This is a genomic window from Pseudomonas sp. 9.2(2024), from assembly GCF_039695385.1.
In the GTDB taxonomy this organism is placed as follows: domain Bacteria; phylum Pseudomonadota; class Gammaproteobacteria; order Pseudomonadales; family Pseudomonadaceae; genus Aquipseudomonas; species Aquipseudomonas paraglycinae.
The window spans coordinates 1,117,620-1,133,830 of the sequence record NZ_CP155585.1 but is presented as its reverse complement, the minus strand read 5'-3'; the positions used below and the strand labels follow the sequence as shown (position 1 = coordinate 1,133,830).

15 protein-coding genes and 1 other RNA gene are annotated in these 16,211 nt (G+C 54.3%); 12 read left to right on the top strand and 4 right to left on the bottom strand.

All coding sequences use genetic code 11. The features are described from left to right. The first annotated feature begins 120 nt into the window (after positions 1-120). The 7 genes from ABFB52_RS04955 (at position 121) to ABFB52_RS04925 (ending at position 8,218) form a co-directional block, all read left to right on the top strand. Complete coding sequence (locus ABFB52_RS04955; protein WP_085746874.1) at positions 121-945, top strand: (Fe-S)-binding protein; 825 nt, start codon at positions 121-123, stop codon at positions 943-945. Continuing rightward, a complete protein-coding gene (locus ABFB52_RS04950) occupies positions 942-2,396 on the top strand; it encodes a LutB/LldF family L-lactate oxidation iron-sulfur protein (protein ID WP_129972376.1) in 1,455 nt (484 codons plus the stop codon). The genes ABFB52_RS04955 and ABFB52_RS04950 overlap by 4 nt, the downstream gene beginning before the upstream one ends. Further along, positions 2,396-3,067 carry a lactate utilization protein C gene (locus ABFB52_RS04945; protein ID WP_129972377.1) on the top strand — a complete coding sequence of 224 codons (672 nt, stop codon included), beginning with the start codon at positions 2,396-2,398 and terminating at the stop codon, positions 3,065-3,067. The genes ABFB52_RS04950 and ABFB52_RS04945 overlap by 1 nt, the downstream gene beginning before the upstream one ends. Then, positions 3,064-5,886 carry an FAD-binding and (Fe-S)-binding domain-containing protein gene (locus ABFB52_RS04940; protein WP_129972378.1) on the top strand — a complete coding sequence of 941 codons (2,823 nt, stop codon included), beginning with the start codon at positions 3,064-3,066 and terminating at the stop codon, positions 5,884-5,886. Before ABFB52_RS04945 ends, ABFB52_RS04940 begins: the two co-directional genes overlap by 4 nt. Before the next feature lie 130 nt (positions 5,887-6,016). Next, a complete protein-coding gene (locus ABFB52_RS04935; protein WP_007953788.1) occupies positions 6,017-6,295 on the top strand; it encodes a hypothetical protein in 279 nt (92 codons plus the stop codon). Between the two features lie 95 nt (positions 6,296-6,390). Next, positions 6,391-6,780: a transfer-messenger RNA gene (ssrA, locus tag ABFB52_RS04930) on the top strand. Positions 6,781-6,964: 184 nt separating this feature from the next. Further along, a complete protein-coding gene (locus ABFB52_RS04925) occupies positions 6,965-8,218 on the top strand; it encodes an integrase domain-containing protein (protein WP_129972379.1) in 1,254 nt (417 codons plus the stop codon). A 238-nt stretch (positions 8,219-8,456) separates the two neighbouring features. Here ABFB52_RS04925 and ABFB52_RS04920 read toward each other — a convergent pair whose 3' ends face one another. The 4 genes from ABFB52_RS04920 to ABFB52_RS04905 are packed head-to-tail and all read right to left on the bottom strand — an operon-like array spanning position 8,457 to position 11,559. Further along, entirely contained in the window at positions 8,457-10,361 is a 1,905-nt protein-coding gene (locus tag ABFB52_RS04920) for a hypothetical protein (protein ID WP_129972380.1), read from the bottom strand. Further along, positions 10,348-10,851, bottom strand: a complete 504-nt coding sequence (locus ABFB52_RS04915) for an ABC-three component system middle component 5 (RefSeq protein ID WP_129972381.1) — start codon at positions 10,849-10,851, stop codon at positions 10,348-10,350. Before ABFB52_RS04915 ends, ABFB52_RS04920 begins: the two co-directional genes overlap by 14 nt. Beyond that, positions 10,851-11,399 (bottom strand): ABC-three component system protein, encoded by a 549-nt coding sequence (locus tag ABFB52_RS04910; RefSeq protein ID WP_129972382.1) that lies wholly within the window; start codon positions 11,397-11,399, stop codon positions 10,851-10,853. The genes ABFB52_RS04915 and ABFB52_RS04910 overlap by 1 nt, the downstream gene beginning before the upstream one ends. Positions 11,400-11,403: 4 nt before the next feature. Further along, entirely contained in the window at positions 11,404-11,559 is a 156-nt protein-coding gene (locus ABFB52_RS04905) for a hypothetical protein (RefSeq protein ID WP_165369521.1), read from the bottom strand. A gap of 599 nt (positions 11,560-12,158) precedes the next feature. On the opposite strand from ABFB52_RS04905, the gene ABFB52_RS04900 reads away from it, so the two are divergent. The 5 genes from ABFB52_RS04900 to radC all read left to right on the top strand — a co-directional run bounded on the left by ABFB52_RS04900 (position 12,159) and on the right by radC (position 16,149). After that, on the top strand, positions 12,159-12,488 hold the full coding sequence (locus ABFB52_RS04900; RefSeq protein WP_129972383.1) for a hypothetical protein: 330 nt from the start codon (positions 12,159-12,161) through the stop codon (positions 12,486-12,488). Between the two features lie 78 nt (positions 12,489-12,566). Continuing rightward, positions 12,567-13,535, top strand: coding sequence for a DUF932 domain-containing protein (locus ABFB52_RS04895; RefSeq protein ID WP_129972384.1), 969 nt, complete (start codon positions 12,567-12,569; stop codon positions 13,533-13,535). 81 nt (positions 13,536-13,616) lie between these two features. After that, positions 13,617-14,621, top strand: coding sequence for a lambda-exonuclease family protein (locus tag ABFB52_RS04890; RefSeq protein WP_129972385.1), 1,005 nt, complete (start codon positions 13,617-13,619; stop codon positions 14,619-14,621). Between the two features lie 77 nt (positions 14,622-14,698). Further along, positions 14,699-15,610 carry a hydrolase or metal-binding protein gene (locus ABFB52_RS04885; RefSeq protein ID WP_129972386.1) on the top strand — a complete coding sequence of 304 codons (912 nt, stop codon included), beginning with the start codon at positions 14,699-14,701 and terminating at the stop codon, positions 15,608-15,610. Positions 15,611-15,651: 41 nt separating this feature from the next. Continuing rightward, positions 15,652-16,149, top strand: coding sequence for a DNA repair protein RadC (radC, locus tag ABFB52_RS04880; protein WP_129972387.1), 498 nt, complete (start codon positions 15,652-15,654; stop codon positions 16,147-16,149). Positions 16,150-16,211 lie beyond the last annotated feature (62 nt).

Genomic DNA, 16,211 nt, shown 5'->3' with positions numbered 1-16,211 from the left:
CGGTTCGTGATTCCGGCGTCAGCAATTCACAACCCGGTCTGTAAGGCTGCTGAAAGCAACGCGCTCTATATTCGGCAGCCTCAACAGACGGATAACCGGGCCCACCCGGAGACACGCCTGATGAGCGAGCTTTTTTACAACGCTGTGCCCAACGCCACTCGCGTCGCACCGCCACTGCCCGAACCCCGGCAATACCCCAGCGAGAAACCGTCGCGGGTCTACCTGTTCGGCACGTGCGTGGTCGACCTGTTCTATCCGGAAGCCGGGATGGACGCGATCCACTTGCTGGAGCGCGAAGGCATCCGGGTCGACTACCCGCAAGGGCAGAGCTGCTGCGGACAACCGGCCTACACCTCGGGTTACACCGAGCAGGCACGGGCGGTGGCGCGCTCGCAACTGGCGCTGTTTGCCGGGGACTATCCGGTGGTGGTGCCGTCGGGTTCGTGCGCCGGAATGATCCGCGAGCATTACGCCGACTTGTTCAAGGACGAGCCGGAAACGCTGAAACAGGTTCAGGCCCTCGCGGCCCGCACCTATGAATTGGCCGAGTTTCTGCTGTTCGTCTGCAAGGTGCAGCTCAAGGACAGTGGCGAGCCGGTGAAAGTGGCGCTGCACACCTCGTGTTCGGCGCGACGGGAAATGAACACCCACCTGCACGGCCGCGAGTTGTTGGCGCAGCTGAGCAACGTGGAACGGGTCAACCACGATCACGAAAGCGAATGCTGTGGCTTCGGTGGGACATTCAGCGTCCGTATGCCAGACATTTCCGGCGCGATGGTGGCTGACAAGACCCGGGCGTTGAAGGAATCCGGCGCGCATCAGGTACTCAGCGCCGACTGCGGCTGCTTGATGAACATCAACGGCTCGCTGGAAAAACAGAAGGAAGCGCTGCGCGGGCAACACCTGGCGAGCTTCCTCTGGCAACGAACCGGAGGTGCGCGATGAGCACTTCCACGATTATTCCTACGGTTGCCGTAGAAGAAGACTTCCGCACCCGGGCGCACAACGCCCTGGGCGATTCGCAGTTACGGAACAACTTCCGCACCGCGATGGATTCACTGATGACCAAGCGGGCAGCGGCTTTCAGCGATGCCCACGAAAGAGAACACTTACGCGCCCTGGGCAACTCGATCAGGGCGCGTGCGCTCTCCAAGTTGCCCGACCTGCTCGAGCAACTGGAACAGAACCTGACCCGCAACGGTGTGACAGTGCACTGGGCGGAAACGGTGGACGAGGCCAATGGCATCGTCCTTTCGATCATCCGCGCTCACGAGGCGCGGCAAGTGATCAAGGGCAAATCGATGGTCAGCGAAGAGATGGAGATGAACCATTTCCTCGAGGCTCGGGACATTGAGTGTCTGGAGTCCGACATGGGGGAGTACATCGTCCAGCTCGACCACGAGAAGCCTTCTCACATAATCATGCCGGCAATCCACAAGAATGCCGGTCAGGTCGCGTCCTTGTTCCACGACAAACTTGGCGTGGAATACACCAAGGACGTTGACCAACTCATTCAGATCGGTCGCAGGGTCCTGCGGCAGAAATTCTTCGAAGCGGACATCGGCGTCTCCGGTGTCAACTTCGCGGTGGCCGAAACCGGCACACTGCTGCTGGTGGAAAACGAAGGCAACGGCCGCATGACCACCACCGTGCCACCGGTGCACATCGCCGTCACCGGCATCGAAAAAGTCGTGGAAAACCTGCGCGACGTGGTGCCGCTGCTGTCATTGCTGACCCGCTCGGCGCTGGGCATTCCGATCACCACCTACGTCAACATGATCTCCGGCCCGCGCAAGGAACATGAACTCGACGGTCCGCAGGAAGTGCATCTGGTGCTGCTCGACAACGGTCGCAGCCAGGCCTTTGCCGACAGCGAACTGCGCCAGACGCTGAACTGCATCCGCTGCGGCGCCTGCATGAATCATTGCCCGGTCTACACCCGTGTCGGCGGCCACACCTACGGCGAGGTTTACCCTGGCCCGATCGGCAAAATCATCACCCCGCACATGGTCGGCCTGGCGAAAGTCCCGGATCACCCGAGCGCGTCTTCGTTATGCGGCGCCTGCGGTGAAGTGTGTCCGGTAAAAATTCCTATTCCCGCACTGCTGCGCCGCCTACGCGAAGAGAACGTCAAAGCCCCCGACAGCCCTCATCAAGTGATGCGCGGTCAGGGCAGCAAATACTCGCGGAAGGAACGCGTCATCTGGAACGCCTGGGCGAAGCTCAACAGCTCGCCGACCTTGTATCGACTGTTTGCGTTTTTCGCCACACGCCTGCGGGCCTTGGCGCCGAACAACGTCGGCCCGTGGACGCAGAATCACAGCGCGCCGAAACCCGCCGCCCGCTCATTGCATGACATGGCTCGCGAACACCTCGCCAAACAAGGAGACCGTTGATGAGCGCCAAGCAAAATATCCTCGGCAAGTTGCGCAAAAGTCTGACCGGCACCACACCGATTGCCGACAACTTTGACGTCGATCTGGTGACTCAGCCTTACACCTACAGCGCCGAACAACGGATCCCGCAGCTGCGCAAACTGATGGAAGCGGTGCACACCGAGATCCACCTGACTTCCGCTGATGCGTGGCCGGCGCTGCTGGCGCAATTGCTGCGTGACCGCCAGTTGCCGAGCCTGTTGATCGCACCGACTACACCTCACGGGCAGCGCATCACACAACACTGGGCGAACAATCCTGATCTGCCGGCGCTGAAGTCCTACGACCGGCCGATGGAAGAGTGGAAAGCCGAGTTGTTCAACGACACCCCGGCCAGCCTGACCGGCACTCTCGGCGCGATTGCCGCCACCGGCAGCCTGATTCTCTGGCCGATCCGCGAAGAACCACGGCTGATGAGCCTGGTACCGCCGGTGCATTTCGCCCTGCTCAAGGCCAGCCAGATCCGCGACAACTTCTATCAGGTGCAGCAGGAATTCGAGTGGGCACAAGGCATGCCGACCAATGCATTGCTGGTGTCCGGCCCGTCGAAAACCGCCGACATCGAACAAGTCCTGGCTTACGGCGCTCACGGCCCGAAAGACCTGGTGGTGTTGATCCTGGAGGACCAATGACCTTACCGGCGACTTTCCTGCGCGATGCGCAGCAACTGATTCCAGCCGAACGGCGTTTCGACGATCCGCTGTCGACCCTGGCCTTCGGCACCGACGCCAGCTTCTACCGGTTGATTCCACAACTGGTGATCCGCGTCGAGTCTGAAGACGAAGTGGTGGCGCTGCTGAAACTGGCCCAGCGCGATCAGGTCCCGGTGACCTTCCGCGCCGCCGGCACCAGCCTGTCCGGCCAGGCGATCAGTGATTCGGTGTTGATCGTGCTTGGGGATAACTGGAACGCCCGGGAGATCCGAGGGCAAGGCACACAAATTCGCCTGCAACCGGGGGTGATCGGCGCCCAGGCCAACGCGTGGCTCGCGCCATTCGGACGCAAGATCGGCCCGGATCCGGCATCCATCAACGCCTGCAAGATCGGCGGCATCGTCGCCAACAACGCCAGCGGCATGTGCTGCGGCACCGCGCAAAACACCTATCACACGCTGGCCGGGATTCGTCTGGTGCTGGCCGACGGCACACGTCTGGATACCGAAGATGCCGCCAGCGTCGAAGCGTTTCGAATCAGCCACGGTGAGTTGCTGGAACGTCTGGCGACTTTGGGCCGCGAGACCCGCGCCAATGCCGAACTCGCCGCGCGAATCCGCCACAAATACCGTCTGAAAAATACCACCGGCCTGTCGCTCAACGCCCTGGTGGATTTCGATGAGCCTGTGGATATCTTGAGCCACTTGCTGGTCGGTTCCGAAGGCACCCTCGGCTTTATCAGCGCGGTGACTTACGACACGGTGATCGACCATCCGAACAAGGCCTCAGCGCTGATCGTATTCCCGGATGTGGAAACCTGCTGCAACGCCGTCACCGTGCTTAAAAGCCAACCGGTGTCCGCCGTGGAACTGCTCGACCGCCGCAGCCTGCGCTCGGTGCAGGACAAACCCGGCATGCCGGATTTCGTACAGCAGCTGTCGAACAATGCCTGCGCGTTGTTGATCGAATCCCGCGCCGCCTCTTCCACTTTGCTGCAGGAACAACTGGCGCAAATCATGGCGTCGCTCAGCGCCTTCCCGGTGGAAAAACAGGTCGATTTCACCGAAGACCCGGTCGGAAACGCCCGCCTCTGGGCGATCCGCAAAGACACCTTCCCCGCCGTCGGCGCCGTACGCAAGACCGGCACTACGGTAATCATCGAAGACGTCACCTTCCCGGTGGAACAACTGGCCATCGGTGTGAACCGTCTGATCGAGCTGTTCGACAAACATCACTACGACGAAGCGATCCTTTTCGGACACGCGCTGGAAGGCAATCTGCACTTCGTCTTCACCCAAGGCTTCAACAGCGCGGAAGAAGTCGCACGCTATCAGGCGTTCATGGACGACGTGGCGCAACTGGTGGCCGTGGAGTTTGGCGGTTCGCTGAAGGCGGAACACGGCACCGGACGTAACATGGCGCCCTTCGTCGAACTCGAATGGGGCAGCGACGCCTATCAATTGATGTGGCAGCTCAAACGCCTGCTCGACCCCAACGGCATTCTCAATCCGGACGTGGTGCTCAGCGAAGACCCGCAGATCCACCTCAAGCATCTAAAGCCGCTGCCGGCGGCCGACGAGATTGTGGATAAATGCATCGAGTGCGGCTTCTGCGAACCGGTCTGCCCCTCAAAAGGTCTGACCCTGAGCCCGCGCCAGCGCATCGTGATCTGGCGCGATATTCAGGCACGAAAACGCGCCGGGATCGACACCACCGAACTGGAAAAAGCCTACGAGTACCAAGGCATCGATACCTGCGCCGCGACCGGTTTGTGTGCGCAACGCTGCCCTGTAGGCATCAACACCGGCGAGCTGGTGAAAAAGCTTCGCGGCCGTCACGCCACGCATACGAAAACCGCCAACTTGATCGAAGGAAATTTCGCCACCACCCTGCAAGGTGCGCGTTTCACCCTGCATGTGGCCAACGGTGCGCGGATGTTGTTAAGTGCACCGCGACTGGCGAAGCTGTCGGCGACCCTGACGCGGCTGTCCAAAGGTCAGGTGCCGCTGTGGACCAACGCGATGCCGCAACCGGAAAAAGCCATTCGCTTCAGCCCGGCCGTGTCTGACGAGCGCCCGCGCGTCGTGTACTTGGCAGCGTGCGTCTCGCGGGTGATGGGACCGGCAGCGGGCGACAAGGAGCAGATGTCGCTGTACGACAAAACCCGTGGGCTGCTGGAAAAGGCCGGTTATCAGGTGGTGTTTCCGGACAATCTGGACAACCTCTGCTGCGGTCAGCCCTTTGCGTCCAAGGGCTATGCCGAACAGGCCGAACACAAGCGTCAGGAGCTGATCGGCGCGCTGCTCCAGGCCAGTCGCGGCGGGCTCGATCCGATCTATTGCGACACCAGTCCTTGCACCTTGCGACTGGTGCAGGATGTGGGAAATGTTCGCCTGGATCTGTATGACCCTGTGCGATTCATTCGTACGCATCTGCTGGATCGTCTCGAGTTCACGCCGCAGGAAGCACCGATTGCCGTTCACGTGACCTGCAGTACTCAGCATCTGGGGGAAAGCCAGGCGCTGATCGACCTCGCGCGCAAATGCAGCAAGAACGTGGTGATTCCCGAAGGCATTCACTGCTGCGGTTTCGCCGGCGACAAGGGTTTCACCACGCCGGAGCTCAACAGCCACTCACTGAGAACGCTCAAGGATGCGGTGCAACAGTGCAGCGAGGGGATTTCCACCAGCCGCACCTGTGAGATCGGTCTGACGCAACACGGCGGAATCGACTACCACGGTCTGGTGTATCTGGTGGACCGGGTGACCCGGGCCAAAGCCCCCGCAACCGCCGTCTGAAGAAAAATAGAACCCTTGCGAGCGACCGCAGTCCACAGAACAGGCCCCGAACAATCGGGGCTTGTCCTCCATTCGGTTGCCCGTCCTGACGGCCAGCGAAGTCTGGATCCCTCAGTTCAAGGAGATTCATATGAAACGTTCTGTACTGTTAGGTCTGTTCGTTACTGCCTCGATGATGGCGTCGGCTTCGTTCGCTGCCGACAAGCCCGCTGACCTGTGTGATGCCAATCTGCAAACCATCAATAACGCCAAGGCGCAGGCCATGGCCTCACCCGACCTGAATCAACGGGTAGAAGCCAGCGTGCAAAAAGCCCAGGCACTCAAGGCTCAGGGCAAGATCGACGAATGCGTGGCTGAAACCCAGCAAACCATTCTGGAAATCCGCAAAACCAGCGGAACCAACAACTGATCGAAGCTCAGGCCAACCTTCGGGTTGGCCTTGTGAGCCGTTTGGCGTACACTGCGCAGGCTTGTTGCTCACAAGATCCACAGAGCACCAGGCTCGGGGCCGTTTAGGATTCGACGCCGGTTGCGAAACTCTAGGTGCATGCCGACTTGGTAACAGAAGTCGTAAATCCACTGTTGCAACTACTTATAGTTGCCAATGACGACCAATACGGTGCTGCTCTCGCTGCTTAATTGCAGCTGACATGCACTCCTGGTACCTTCGGGTCCAGCAATCATCAGGGGATGTCTGTAAACCCAAAATGATTGTCATATAGAACAGAATCGCCGTGCAGTACGTTGTGGACGAAGCGGCTAAAACTTACACAACTCGCCCAAAGCACCCTGCCCGTCGGGTCGCTGAGGGTTAACTTAATAGACACGGCTACGCATGTAGTACCGACAGCGGAGTACTGGCGGACGGGGGTTCAAATCCCCCCGGCTCCACCAAATTAACATCTAAAGACGTCCACGGACGTCTTTTTTTGTGCCTGAAATCCAGTAAATACAGAGGTTTAGAGTCCACGAGCGTCCACCAGCATCCGTGACCATCTACGATTTCGTGTATTCCAAGTGGTATTCCACGCCCTCACCTGCTATTTTTTGGAATACATAAACAGCACTGGAATACACCATGGGGGCCCAAGCCACGCGCCTTTCGGACGTAAAAGTCAAAGCCGCGAAGCCAAAGGAAAAGGACTACATACTCACCGACGGCAACGGCCTTCAGATGCGAGTGAGAATCAATGGCTCAAAGCTATGGAATTTCAACTACATCCAACCCGTGACGAAAAAGCGGATAAATATGGGATTGGGCACCTTTCCTGAGGTAAGCCTGGCTCAAGCACGCAAGAGAACCGTGGAAGCGAGAGAGCTCGTCGCCCAGGGGCTGGACCCTAAAGAGAAACGCGACGCCGAGCGGCACGCGAAAAAAGCAGCCACGGAACACACTTTCGAAAATGTCTCGGCAGCGTGGTTCGAGCTCAAAAAGGATTCAGTTACTCCTGCATACGCCGAGGATATTTGGCGCTCCCTCACGCTGCATGTCTTCCCTGATCTGGCCACCACCCCAATCTCTGCTATCACTGCCCCTAAAGTCATAAATTTGCTGCGCCCCCTCGAGACGAAGGGCAGTCTCGAAACCGTCAAACGTCTAACCCAACGCCTCAATGAGATCATGACCTATGGTGTCAATTCGGGATTGATTCACGCGAATCCGCTCAGTGGAATTCGCTCCGTCTTCAAAAAGCCCAAAAAGAAAAACATGGCGGCCCTTGCGCCCGATGAGCTGAAAGAGCTAATGGTGGCAATTGCCAATGCCAGCATAAAAAGAACTACACGCTGCCTAATTGAGTGGCAACTTCACACCATGACTCGGCCAGCCGAGGCTGCCACTTCCCGCTGGGCTGATATCGACTTCGAAAAGAAGATCTGGACTATACCGGCGGAGCGCATGAAGAAACGTCGGATACACATCATTCCGCTCACGGAGCAGGCTCTGTCACTCCTGGAAGCGATTAAACCCTACAGTGGACACCGGGAGTATGTCTTCCCTGCAGACCGGAACCCTCGCACCCACTGCAACAGCCAGACAGCCAACATGGCGCTAAAGCGCATGGGCTTCGAAGGGCGTCTAGTAAGTCATGGCATGCGCTCAATGGCGAGCACCATCCTCAACGAGCGGGGTTGGGATCCTGAGTTGATTGAAGTAGCGCTCGCCCACGTCGATAAAGATGAGGTACGCAGCGCTTATAATCGGGCAGATTACATCGAACGCAGACGCCCGATGATGGCCTGGTGGAGTGAGCACATCCAAGAAGCGGCAACTGGCAGCTTGTCTATTTCAGCCATTCAGGAGACAAGAGACCTGATTAGGATGAAGGCTTAGTAACCTGTACCGTAAACACGCCCCTATACTCAAAACCTTAAACTGAAGCCCGCTCAAAACATGGCCGGGCAACCTTAGCAAGGCAAGCTGCAAAAGCTATTCGACGTTAAAGCCTGGCTTAGTGCCCTCACTTGCCTTCAGTGAGCTACCTTTTATTGCCGGTCCTCTACAAACTTGGCAGCCTTACTAACAGCTTCTACCACACGGACACCAAATTAATTTTAAGACTTCAAATATGTTATAAATTTAGACTTTTATCATCTTCGGTAAATGTCCGACCTACAACATATGCACTACTATCTAAGAAGGGTGAAATACTTTTAGTCGCATATATTAGCTGATAATCAACCGTATACTTAGAGAGATAATCCCCCATAACCTTTTGAAAATTTCTTGACCTAACATCTTCCATCCCACCATTCTCAATTCCGTCCAAAACCATGAATCTAGGTATACGAACGTAGTCTTTCTCCAAGGAAGTTATAAATAACGCCAAATGGAAGGCGTTATTCAAGTAAACTGTACCACTTTCAGAAAACGCGACTTTCCCATTAATGGACACTGTATTTGAAGCAAAGTCGAACTCAACACTTTCTGCATTCTTAAATTCTTTTTCGGCACCCACATCTTGCCTTAAGATGTTAATCAGATGAGTAGCTATGAGCCCTTTAACTTCGGGCTCACGAAGATAATATTGAGATTTTTTTAGACTTATTAGATCTCCAAGTCGAGTTACCTCAGCTTGCGCCGTATTTTTCTGTGCCGTCAACTCAGATATAGAACGATGAAGTTCTGCCACTCTATCAAGAGTAGAGATTTTCTCTTCTATTTCACCCATCTCACGATACAAATTATAAATCTCTGATTCGCTTTCAGAGTTCACAGATGAAATAGTTGATGTGATTTTTGAAATATTCTGCCTAAGTTCAGTTCTGAGCTTCTTTCTATCCTCGACCAAACTTAGCAAGCGCTCTTCTTTCTTTATTAGAATACGCTCAGACTCTCTTATTTGAATGTCAATTTCATTCTTCATACGAAGTAAATTAAACTGACCATTGACTTTACCTGCTTCCCCTTCGGCCCCACAAAGGCAACAACAGCCATCAGCCTTCTTATCGATTTTCCTATAGCAACCGGGACAAAACTTAAAAACCACATCCCCAACAACAGAACCCACTTTAATGGAATCCTGAATAGATTTTGATTTATCAATCAACTCAGCAAGAAACTCTCTCGAATCCTCAATCTCGTAACTGAGGACTTGAATATCACTTTCACACTCAAGCAGCTTTCCCTTGATCTTGACGCTTTCTACAGCGCCTCCTTCAGTAACCCCCTTCTCTTTAACATAGGAAATAGATGCTGACTGCTTCGCATCTAATACCTTTAAATTAGCAGCAGCGATTTCAGAAACATAATGCGCCCGCGCCTCATCTATAGTTCCAAAGTCTTTTGCAAAAGATGTTTTACCAACGACAGAATATACGGCCTGCAGCTTAGCGACCAGCCTATCTAAATTTTTCTCTTGAACCGCGAGAGATATTTTAGAGTTATAAAGCTCATCATCGTAAAGCCCAAGCAAATAATTCCCGACAGACTCCCGCTTAAATGCAGAATCGAAAGGCTCAGCATTAAACAAACTACCCGAAGAGTTAGATTGATTACTATAAATCAATCTAAAAACCTGATGCAGCGTTACACTATTGCCGTTCGAATCGGCTTTCGCCTCAGGAATATCTAGTAAAGAAAAGATCTTTTGAGAAAAACTCTCTCTCGCTGCTGAAATGGCATAAGGGTAATTAAACCACTCTTCAACTGGTGATTTCAGTGCCTCGTCAATCCCCTTATAACAAACATCCATAGACTGCTTGTCAGCAAGCCTATTAATCCTTCGCAACGTAACCGGGGTACCATTTAGACGCACACCAACATAGATACAATCACACTGTGAGGCCTCGTCCTTCCACTTAACTATCTCATAGCCGAGACCAAACATAAGCAGTTGAACAACAGAAGTTTTTCCACCTCCATTACAGCCACTCAGAACATTAATTCCCTTATGAAATTTTTCTTGATAAGCTACTTTTCCTCCAGCTTTTGCAAGAAGCTCTTCAACAATAATCGTCGGCTTAAGCAACGTCATATCTATATTCCATTAGTCCGCTCGCTTGCTTCAGCCCTTTGGGCCCGACCAAATCCATAACAACTAGATGTTCTTCAATAAACTTTAAAGCCTGTGACGAAACACTATTTTCTTTATCTTGAGCAATTCGAGCCAGTTGATCAGGAATCTCATCGGGCTGCAGCAAATATCTACCGCTATACGCATCCTCCAAAAGAACACCCATTTCCTTCAAATTCAGTATAGCTATATTTTGCACAGGCCTCATCGATTCAAAAAGCCCTTTCGGATCATATATCTGATATCTATTAGCATAACTTTTAAAAACATTTTTAGCCTTTAAAAGATCTTGACCTAGCGATAACTTAGAAACATGAAACGGATTAGCCACGACAAAATCATAAATTCTTAGCCTATCAAGCTCTACCACCTTAACATCCAACATCAATATCAGCGCAGCAAATCTTAACAAGGTATGATTTACATCCACCGCCTTATTGTATAAAAGCATTAACTCCACTCCAAGTGACAGTTACCTGTCAAAAAGAACACCATCCCATTTACTTGCCGATTAAATATATCAAGAACATTGTCGCCAAGCTTATCTTGAATCTCGACAACAAGGCACTCCCTCAATATCAGCTTAAGCTCAGCCTCAGAAGATACGGACGGCAATTTCCCCTTAATTTTAGCATTAAAAATAGATTCAACCTCAGCCAATAAATAGGTAATTATTTTCTGGGCGGATCGGTAGTGCTGGTACTTAATAATTAGCTTAGCAACCAGCTGCTTTAACTCTTCAGCCTCACTTAGCAAATAGCCAAAACCCGCTGCATTCAACTTCTGAGACAAATCCCTTATATCTGTCCTCACGTTACTATAATGATGAAGCTCATCTATTATTTCAGTAGTGGTAGCGTTTCTTGCAACTTCCCCTTTAAAGCTCTCAGACAGCAAATCAAGCTGCCGAGGATGAGGCAGGTTATTATTAGTGATTTTATCACGACCAACTACATCGCCACCGGCAGTGATACCTCTGAACCAGCTAAAAGCACTCATGCGCCTATTTCTTATCGCGACCGACAACGTCTCCCTTGGCCTTTATATTTTTCATATTAACCTTATTCCCCCCTTTATAAGAAAGCGTAACCTTGACACCAAGACCTACTACAGCCAAAGCAAGCAAACCAATCAACCCGTACTGCATGACTTCACTCACTGATGCAACTCCTTTTTAGTTTTATTTAGAAACAAATTTTACATCCGTGCCTCAGCGCTTAGAAATCTGTATAGACTGAAGCGCTCTGACGGACGAGGTTGGGCATGGGATGGTAAGCCAACACCACACATGAAAAGCCTTCGGATGATGCCGAATACTTCTTCAAAAGGAGGATATTACTGCTCCCTGACCGCAGCAGCCAATCAACCGATTGGCATATTGCCATCAGGTACAAAACTATCGTGTGACGCCTCTCACGTAAATGGTTCTGATGAATATATGGGCAGTTTTTTTCTAGAAGGTTCTGAACTCTCTCGAGTTGACTGGGGCAGCAATGCTCCATCTGGGGTGCTATCGGATTCATCCGGACGTCACGATTCACGATTCACGATTCACGATTCACGATTCACGATTCACGATTCACGATTCACGATTCACGATTCACGATTCACGATTCACGATTCACGATTCACGATTCACGATTCACGATTCTAGGGTCTGGTTAGATGGCTGAGCGTGCAACATTTTCATAAATTTCCAATCAAAAAAATTATAGTCCTACATCACTGCCATGACATCCACACCATGGAGCTCAAACCATGTCATTGCAGTGCCCTCGCTGTCACTCCCCCAAAATCGCGTCCTTAAGAACAGCCACGAAAATCACTGCCGCCGTTGGCGCAGTGGGCGGCGCCGCTCGCGGAGTAAGCACCGCGCTTGCCGGTAGCCAGGTGGGCGCCTCTCTCGGCGCTATCGCCGGTCCAATTGGTATCACCCTAGGCACAGTCTCTGGGGCCATTATCGGCGGACTCACTGGAGGCGTGGGAGGCTGCGCTCTCGGTGCCCAGCTAGGAGAAAAACTCGATCGCCATGTGCTCGCCAACAACCTCTGCCTCGCCTGTAATCATCGCTTCAACCTACCAGTCTAATTCTCTTACAACATTCTTCGGCCAGTGCTACGCGATGCGCAGCATTTATGCCGGCCTGCACCCAAAGGAATCACTCCCATGGCTCATCTCGTCGAACAAATGGCTTACGTTGGCGCTACCCCCTGGCATGGTCTGGGCAGTCGCCTTTCCCCGAAACAACCGCTGGAAGTCTGGCAGCGCGAAGCGGGCATGAACTGGCAAATCCAGGACAGCCCAGTGCATTTCAAATCGGACAGTATCGGCGTCCTGGGCTCGATCCACTCCTTTCCGGAACAGAAGGTGCTGTATCGCTCCGATACCAAAGCCCCGCTGTCGGTGGTCTCGCAACGCTACCAGGTGGTCCAGCCGCGTGAAGTGCTGGAGTTCTACCGAGATCTGACTGAGGTCTCCGGCTACGAGTTGGAAACAGCTGGGATACTCAAAGGTGGCCGCAAGTTCTGGGCTCTGGCCAGGACGGGGCAGACTACAGCACTGAAGGGAAATGATCAGGTCAATGGCTATCTGCTGCTAGCCACCTCCTGTGATGGCACGCTGGCCACCACAGCGACACCGACCACTGTGCGTGTTGTTTGCAACAACACCCTGACCATTTCCCTGAACGGCGCTACGCGCGCGATCAAGGTGCCGCACAACACGCGTTTTGATACACAGGCGGTGAAAAAGCAACTTGGCATCGCCGTCTGCCAATGGGATGAGTTCATGTACCGCATGCGCGCACTGGCGGAGCGCAAGGTGCAGTGGCATGAGGCGATGGGGTTCTTCATGAATGTACTTTGTGATGTGGCCCCCAATAGCAAGCTGCCGGAAGTACTGCCGAATGAGCGAGCACTGCGAAAGGTCCAAGGGCTATACGAAGGTCAAGGTCGTGGAGCGACGCTTGAATCTGCTCAAGGAACTGCGTGGGGGTTGCTCAACTCCGTGACGGAGTATGTCGATCACGAGCGACGCGCCAGGAGTACTGAATACCGTATGGACTCAGCCTGGTTTGGCCAAGGTGCCGTCATCAAAGAGCGCGCACTAACCGCAGCGCTGCAACTCGCCGCCTAGATCCACTCACTTACTCAACGATTAAAGCGCCTGGTTAGCTTCTGCTGGCCGGGCGTTTTTTATGCCGTACAGGAAATCATCATGGCTACGCGAACACCGCAAAACCCCAGCAGCAAACCTCGTCCTGCTTTGCGCCTGGTGGGGACCAAACAACTGCCCCGAGAGGACTGGCTGGCCGTACGCAAACAAGGCATCGGCAGCTCAGATGCCGCAGCAGCTGTGGGCCTTAACCCCTACAAGTCCCAGTTGGAACTGTGGCTAGAGAAAACCGGCCGTGACGCCTCACTGCCCAAGATCGACCCTCAGGATGAAGAGAGCCCCGCCTACTGGGGCAACATCCTCGAACCAATTGTGGCGACCCACTACACCCGGCGCAGTGGTCACCGGGTACGACGCATCAATGCCGTGCTGCAGCATCCTGACCCTAAACTACCCTGGATGCTCGCCAACATCGACCGCGAGGTCATCGGCGCCGGCGATGTACAGATCCTTGAATGCAAAACTGCCGGCATCAACGGTGCACGCCTCTGGAAAGAGGGCGTGCCGGAGTATGTGCAGTTACAAGTGATGCACCAGTTGGCCGTGACTGGCAAGCAGGCGGCCGATGTGGCGGTGCTGCTCGGTGGCCAACACCTGGAGATCCATCGCCTCGAACGGGACGAGTCGATGATTGCTCGGCTGATCGACTTGGAGCGGCTGTTCTGGGATTACGTGGTCAGTGACACCCCACCACCGGCGGATGGCACAGCTTCTGCGGAAACGGCGTTGCGCTGCCTCTACCCCGAGGACAACGGTCGGACCCTAGATTTCAGCCAGCATATGGAGCTGGCCAGCACCTACTTGGAGGTCAAGGCTGTTCGCCAGAGCATTGCCCTGCAGGAGACGCGTGAGGCGCAGCTCAAACAAGTCCTGCAGCAGGCCATGGGTGAAGCCTCCCGTGCGGAGTTTGCCGAGGGCTACATCAGCTGGAAGAAGTCTAAGGAAAGCACCGGTCTGGATGTCGAACGCATGCTCAAGGACAAGCCCTACCTGCAGGTCCGCTACAGCAAGACCCGCGAAGGCAGTCGCCGTTTTGTGATTGCCTGAATACACCACCTCACTCAAGCCACTCGGACCGTTTACGTCCCGGTGGCTTTTTTATTTTCAGATGCAGGAGAACCGCCATGCTCAAAGGTTTAGCCATCACCCCACCGATACTAGGGCGTATTTCCATCGGCAAGGTCGTCGAGAGGAACGGCAAACGCCTGCCGGAGAAGGACGATCAGTTCACCATCACCTCACAGGTACAGAGCCGCGACGGCTGGCTGCTGCACCCACTTAATGAAGAACTGCGCAACGGCCAGGACGGCAAGCTTCGCAGCATTCCAATTCGTTTGCTGTTCAATGTGCCTGATCTGAGTTTTCGGGCCGACTACAGCCTGTTCGACCGTACCACCGGCCGGCAGCTGTGCGTCGGCAATGGCGACACCTGCAAGCGACAGTGTGAGGACAGCATCAAGACCCTGCCCTGCCCTTCACCGGATGGCTGTTCACTGGCCCAAGGCAATGCCTGCAAGCCCTATGGTCGGCTGAACGTAGTGATTGGCGACGATGATCCGCTGGGCAGCTTTGTGTTTCGAACCACCGGATTCAACAGCATTCGCACCCTGACGGCACGCCTGCAGTATTTCCAGGCCATCTCAGGCAACCGTCTGGCCTGTCTACCGTTGGAGTTACGCCTGCGCGGTAAGTCCACCCGGCAGAGCCATAGCACACCGATTTTCTACGTAGACATCACGGTACGCAGTGGCCTGAGCATGGAAGACGCTTTACTGGAAGCCAAGCAGCTGGATGAAACCCGGCAAGCCGCGGGCTTCGACCAAGCCGCCCTGGATAACGCCGCGCGACTGGGCTTCAACAACGGCGCGTTTGAAAACAGTGAGGAAGAAACCGGCGTCATCGCCGAGGAGTTCTCAGCCACCACCGAGGTCGTGCACAGCCAGACAGAGCTCCAACCGGTAACGCCTGCAAAAACATCACTGGCCCAAAAGCTGGAATCCCAAGCCAGCCGGCACGCTAGACCCAGCGTCCAGTAACCGCCCCCTCAATTTCCCTGAACTCGCACAGGAAGACCATCATGAAATATCACAAGCTCATAGCCGGTGAAACGACCGGCACCTATGTCATGGAATCCCCTGTCACCGAAGCTGACATCCTGCAGATGGCGCAACAACTGGCGATGAGTCGTTTGTCGAATGGCCGGGCATTGACTGAGTCAAAGCAGGTTTTCAGCCACCTGCAAACACTGCTGCAGTACCACGAGCATGAAGTCTTTGCATTGCTGCTGCTCGATACCAAGCATCGGGTCATTGGTTTCCGAGAGTTATTCAGAGGCACCCTAGACGGAGCCAGCGTGTACCCTAGGGAAGTGGTCAAGATCGCCCTGGAACACAACGCTGCGGCCGTAATCCTGGTACATAACCATCCCTCCGGTGACCCGGAGCCCAGTCAAGCCGATCGCGCACTGACCACAACCCTCAAAAATGCTCTCAACATGATTGGCACCCAAATATTGGATCATGTCGTCGTGGGTAATGACGGCTGCGTATCGCTGGCAGAACGGGGATATCTGTAGGGGCGCTGTGCCCTTGGAGACATGCGCTAGCCAAGCCGCAGCAGCAGGTCGCAACCGATACA

What these genes read in the sequence shown, in the direction of transcription:
- ABFB52_RS04955 (WP_085746874.1), top strand. Translation starts at nt 121, where the DNA reads ATGAGCGAGCTTTTTTACAACGCTGTGCCCAACGCCACTCGCGTCGCA.
- ABFB52_RS04950 (WP_129972376.1), top strand. Translation starts at nt 942, where the DNA reads ATGAGCACTTCCACGATTATTCCTACGGTTGCCGTAGAAGAAGACTTC.
- ABFB52_RS04945 (WP_129972377.1), top strand. Translation starts at nt 2,396, where the DNA reads ATGAGCGCCAAGCAAAATATCCTCGGCAAGTTGCGCAAAAGTCTGACC.
- ABFB52_RS04940 (WP_129972378.1), top strand. Translation starts at nt 3,064, where the DNA reads ATGACCTTACCGGCGACTTTCCTGCGCGATGCGCAGCAACTGATTCCA.
- ABFB52_RS04935 (WP_007953788.1), top strand. Translation starts at nt 6,017, where the DNA reads ATGAAACGTTCTGTACTGTTAGGTCTGTTCGTTACTGCCTCGATGATG.
- ABFB52_RS04925 (WP_129972379.1), top strand. Translation starts at nt 6,965, where the DNA reads ATGGGGGCCCAAGCCACGCGCCTTTCGGACGTAAAAGTCAAAGCCGCG.
- ABFB52_RS04920 (WP_129972380.1), bottom strand. Translation starts at nt 10,361, where the DNA reads ATGACGTTGCTTAAGCCGACGATTATTGTTGAAGAGCTTCTTGCAAAA.
- ABFB52_RS04915 (WP_129972381.1), bottom strand. Translation starts at nt 10,851, where the DNA reads ATGCTTTTATACAATAAGGCGGTGGATGTAAATCATACCTTGTTAAGA.
- ABFB52_RS04910 (WP_129972382.1), bottom strand. Translation starts at nt 11,399, where the DNA reads ATGAGTGCTTTTAGCTGGTTCAGAGGTATCACTGCCGGTGGCGATGTA.
- ABFB52_RS04900 (WP_129972383.1), top strand. Translation starts at nt 12,159, where the DNA reads ATGTCATTGCAGTGCCCTCGCTGTCACTCCCCCAAAATCGCGTCCTTA.
- ABFB52_RS04895 (WP_129972384.1), top strand. Translation starts at nt 12,567, where the DNA reads ATGGCTCATCTCGTCGAACAAATGGCTTACGTTGGCGCTACCCCCTGG.
- ABFB52_RS04890 (WP_129972385.1), top strand. Translation starts at nt 13,617, where the DNA reads ATGGCTACGCGAACACCGCAAAACCCCAGCAGCAAACCTCGTCCTGCT.
- ABFB52_RS04885 (WP_129972386.1), top strand. Translation starts at nt 14,699, where the DNA reads ATGCTCAAAGGTTTAGCCATCACCCCACCGATACTAGGGCGTATTTCC.
- radC (WP_129972387.1), top strand. Translation starts at nt 15,652, where the DNA reads ATGAAATATCACAAGCTCATAGCCGGTGAAACGACCGGCACCTATGTC.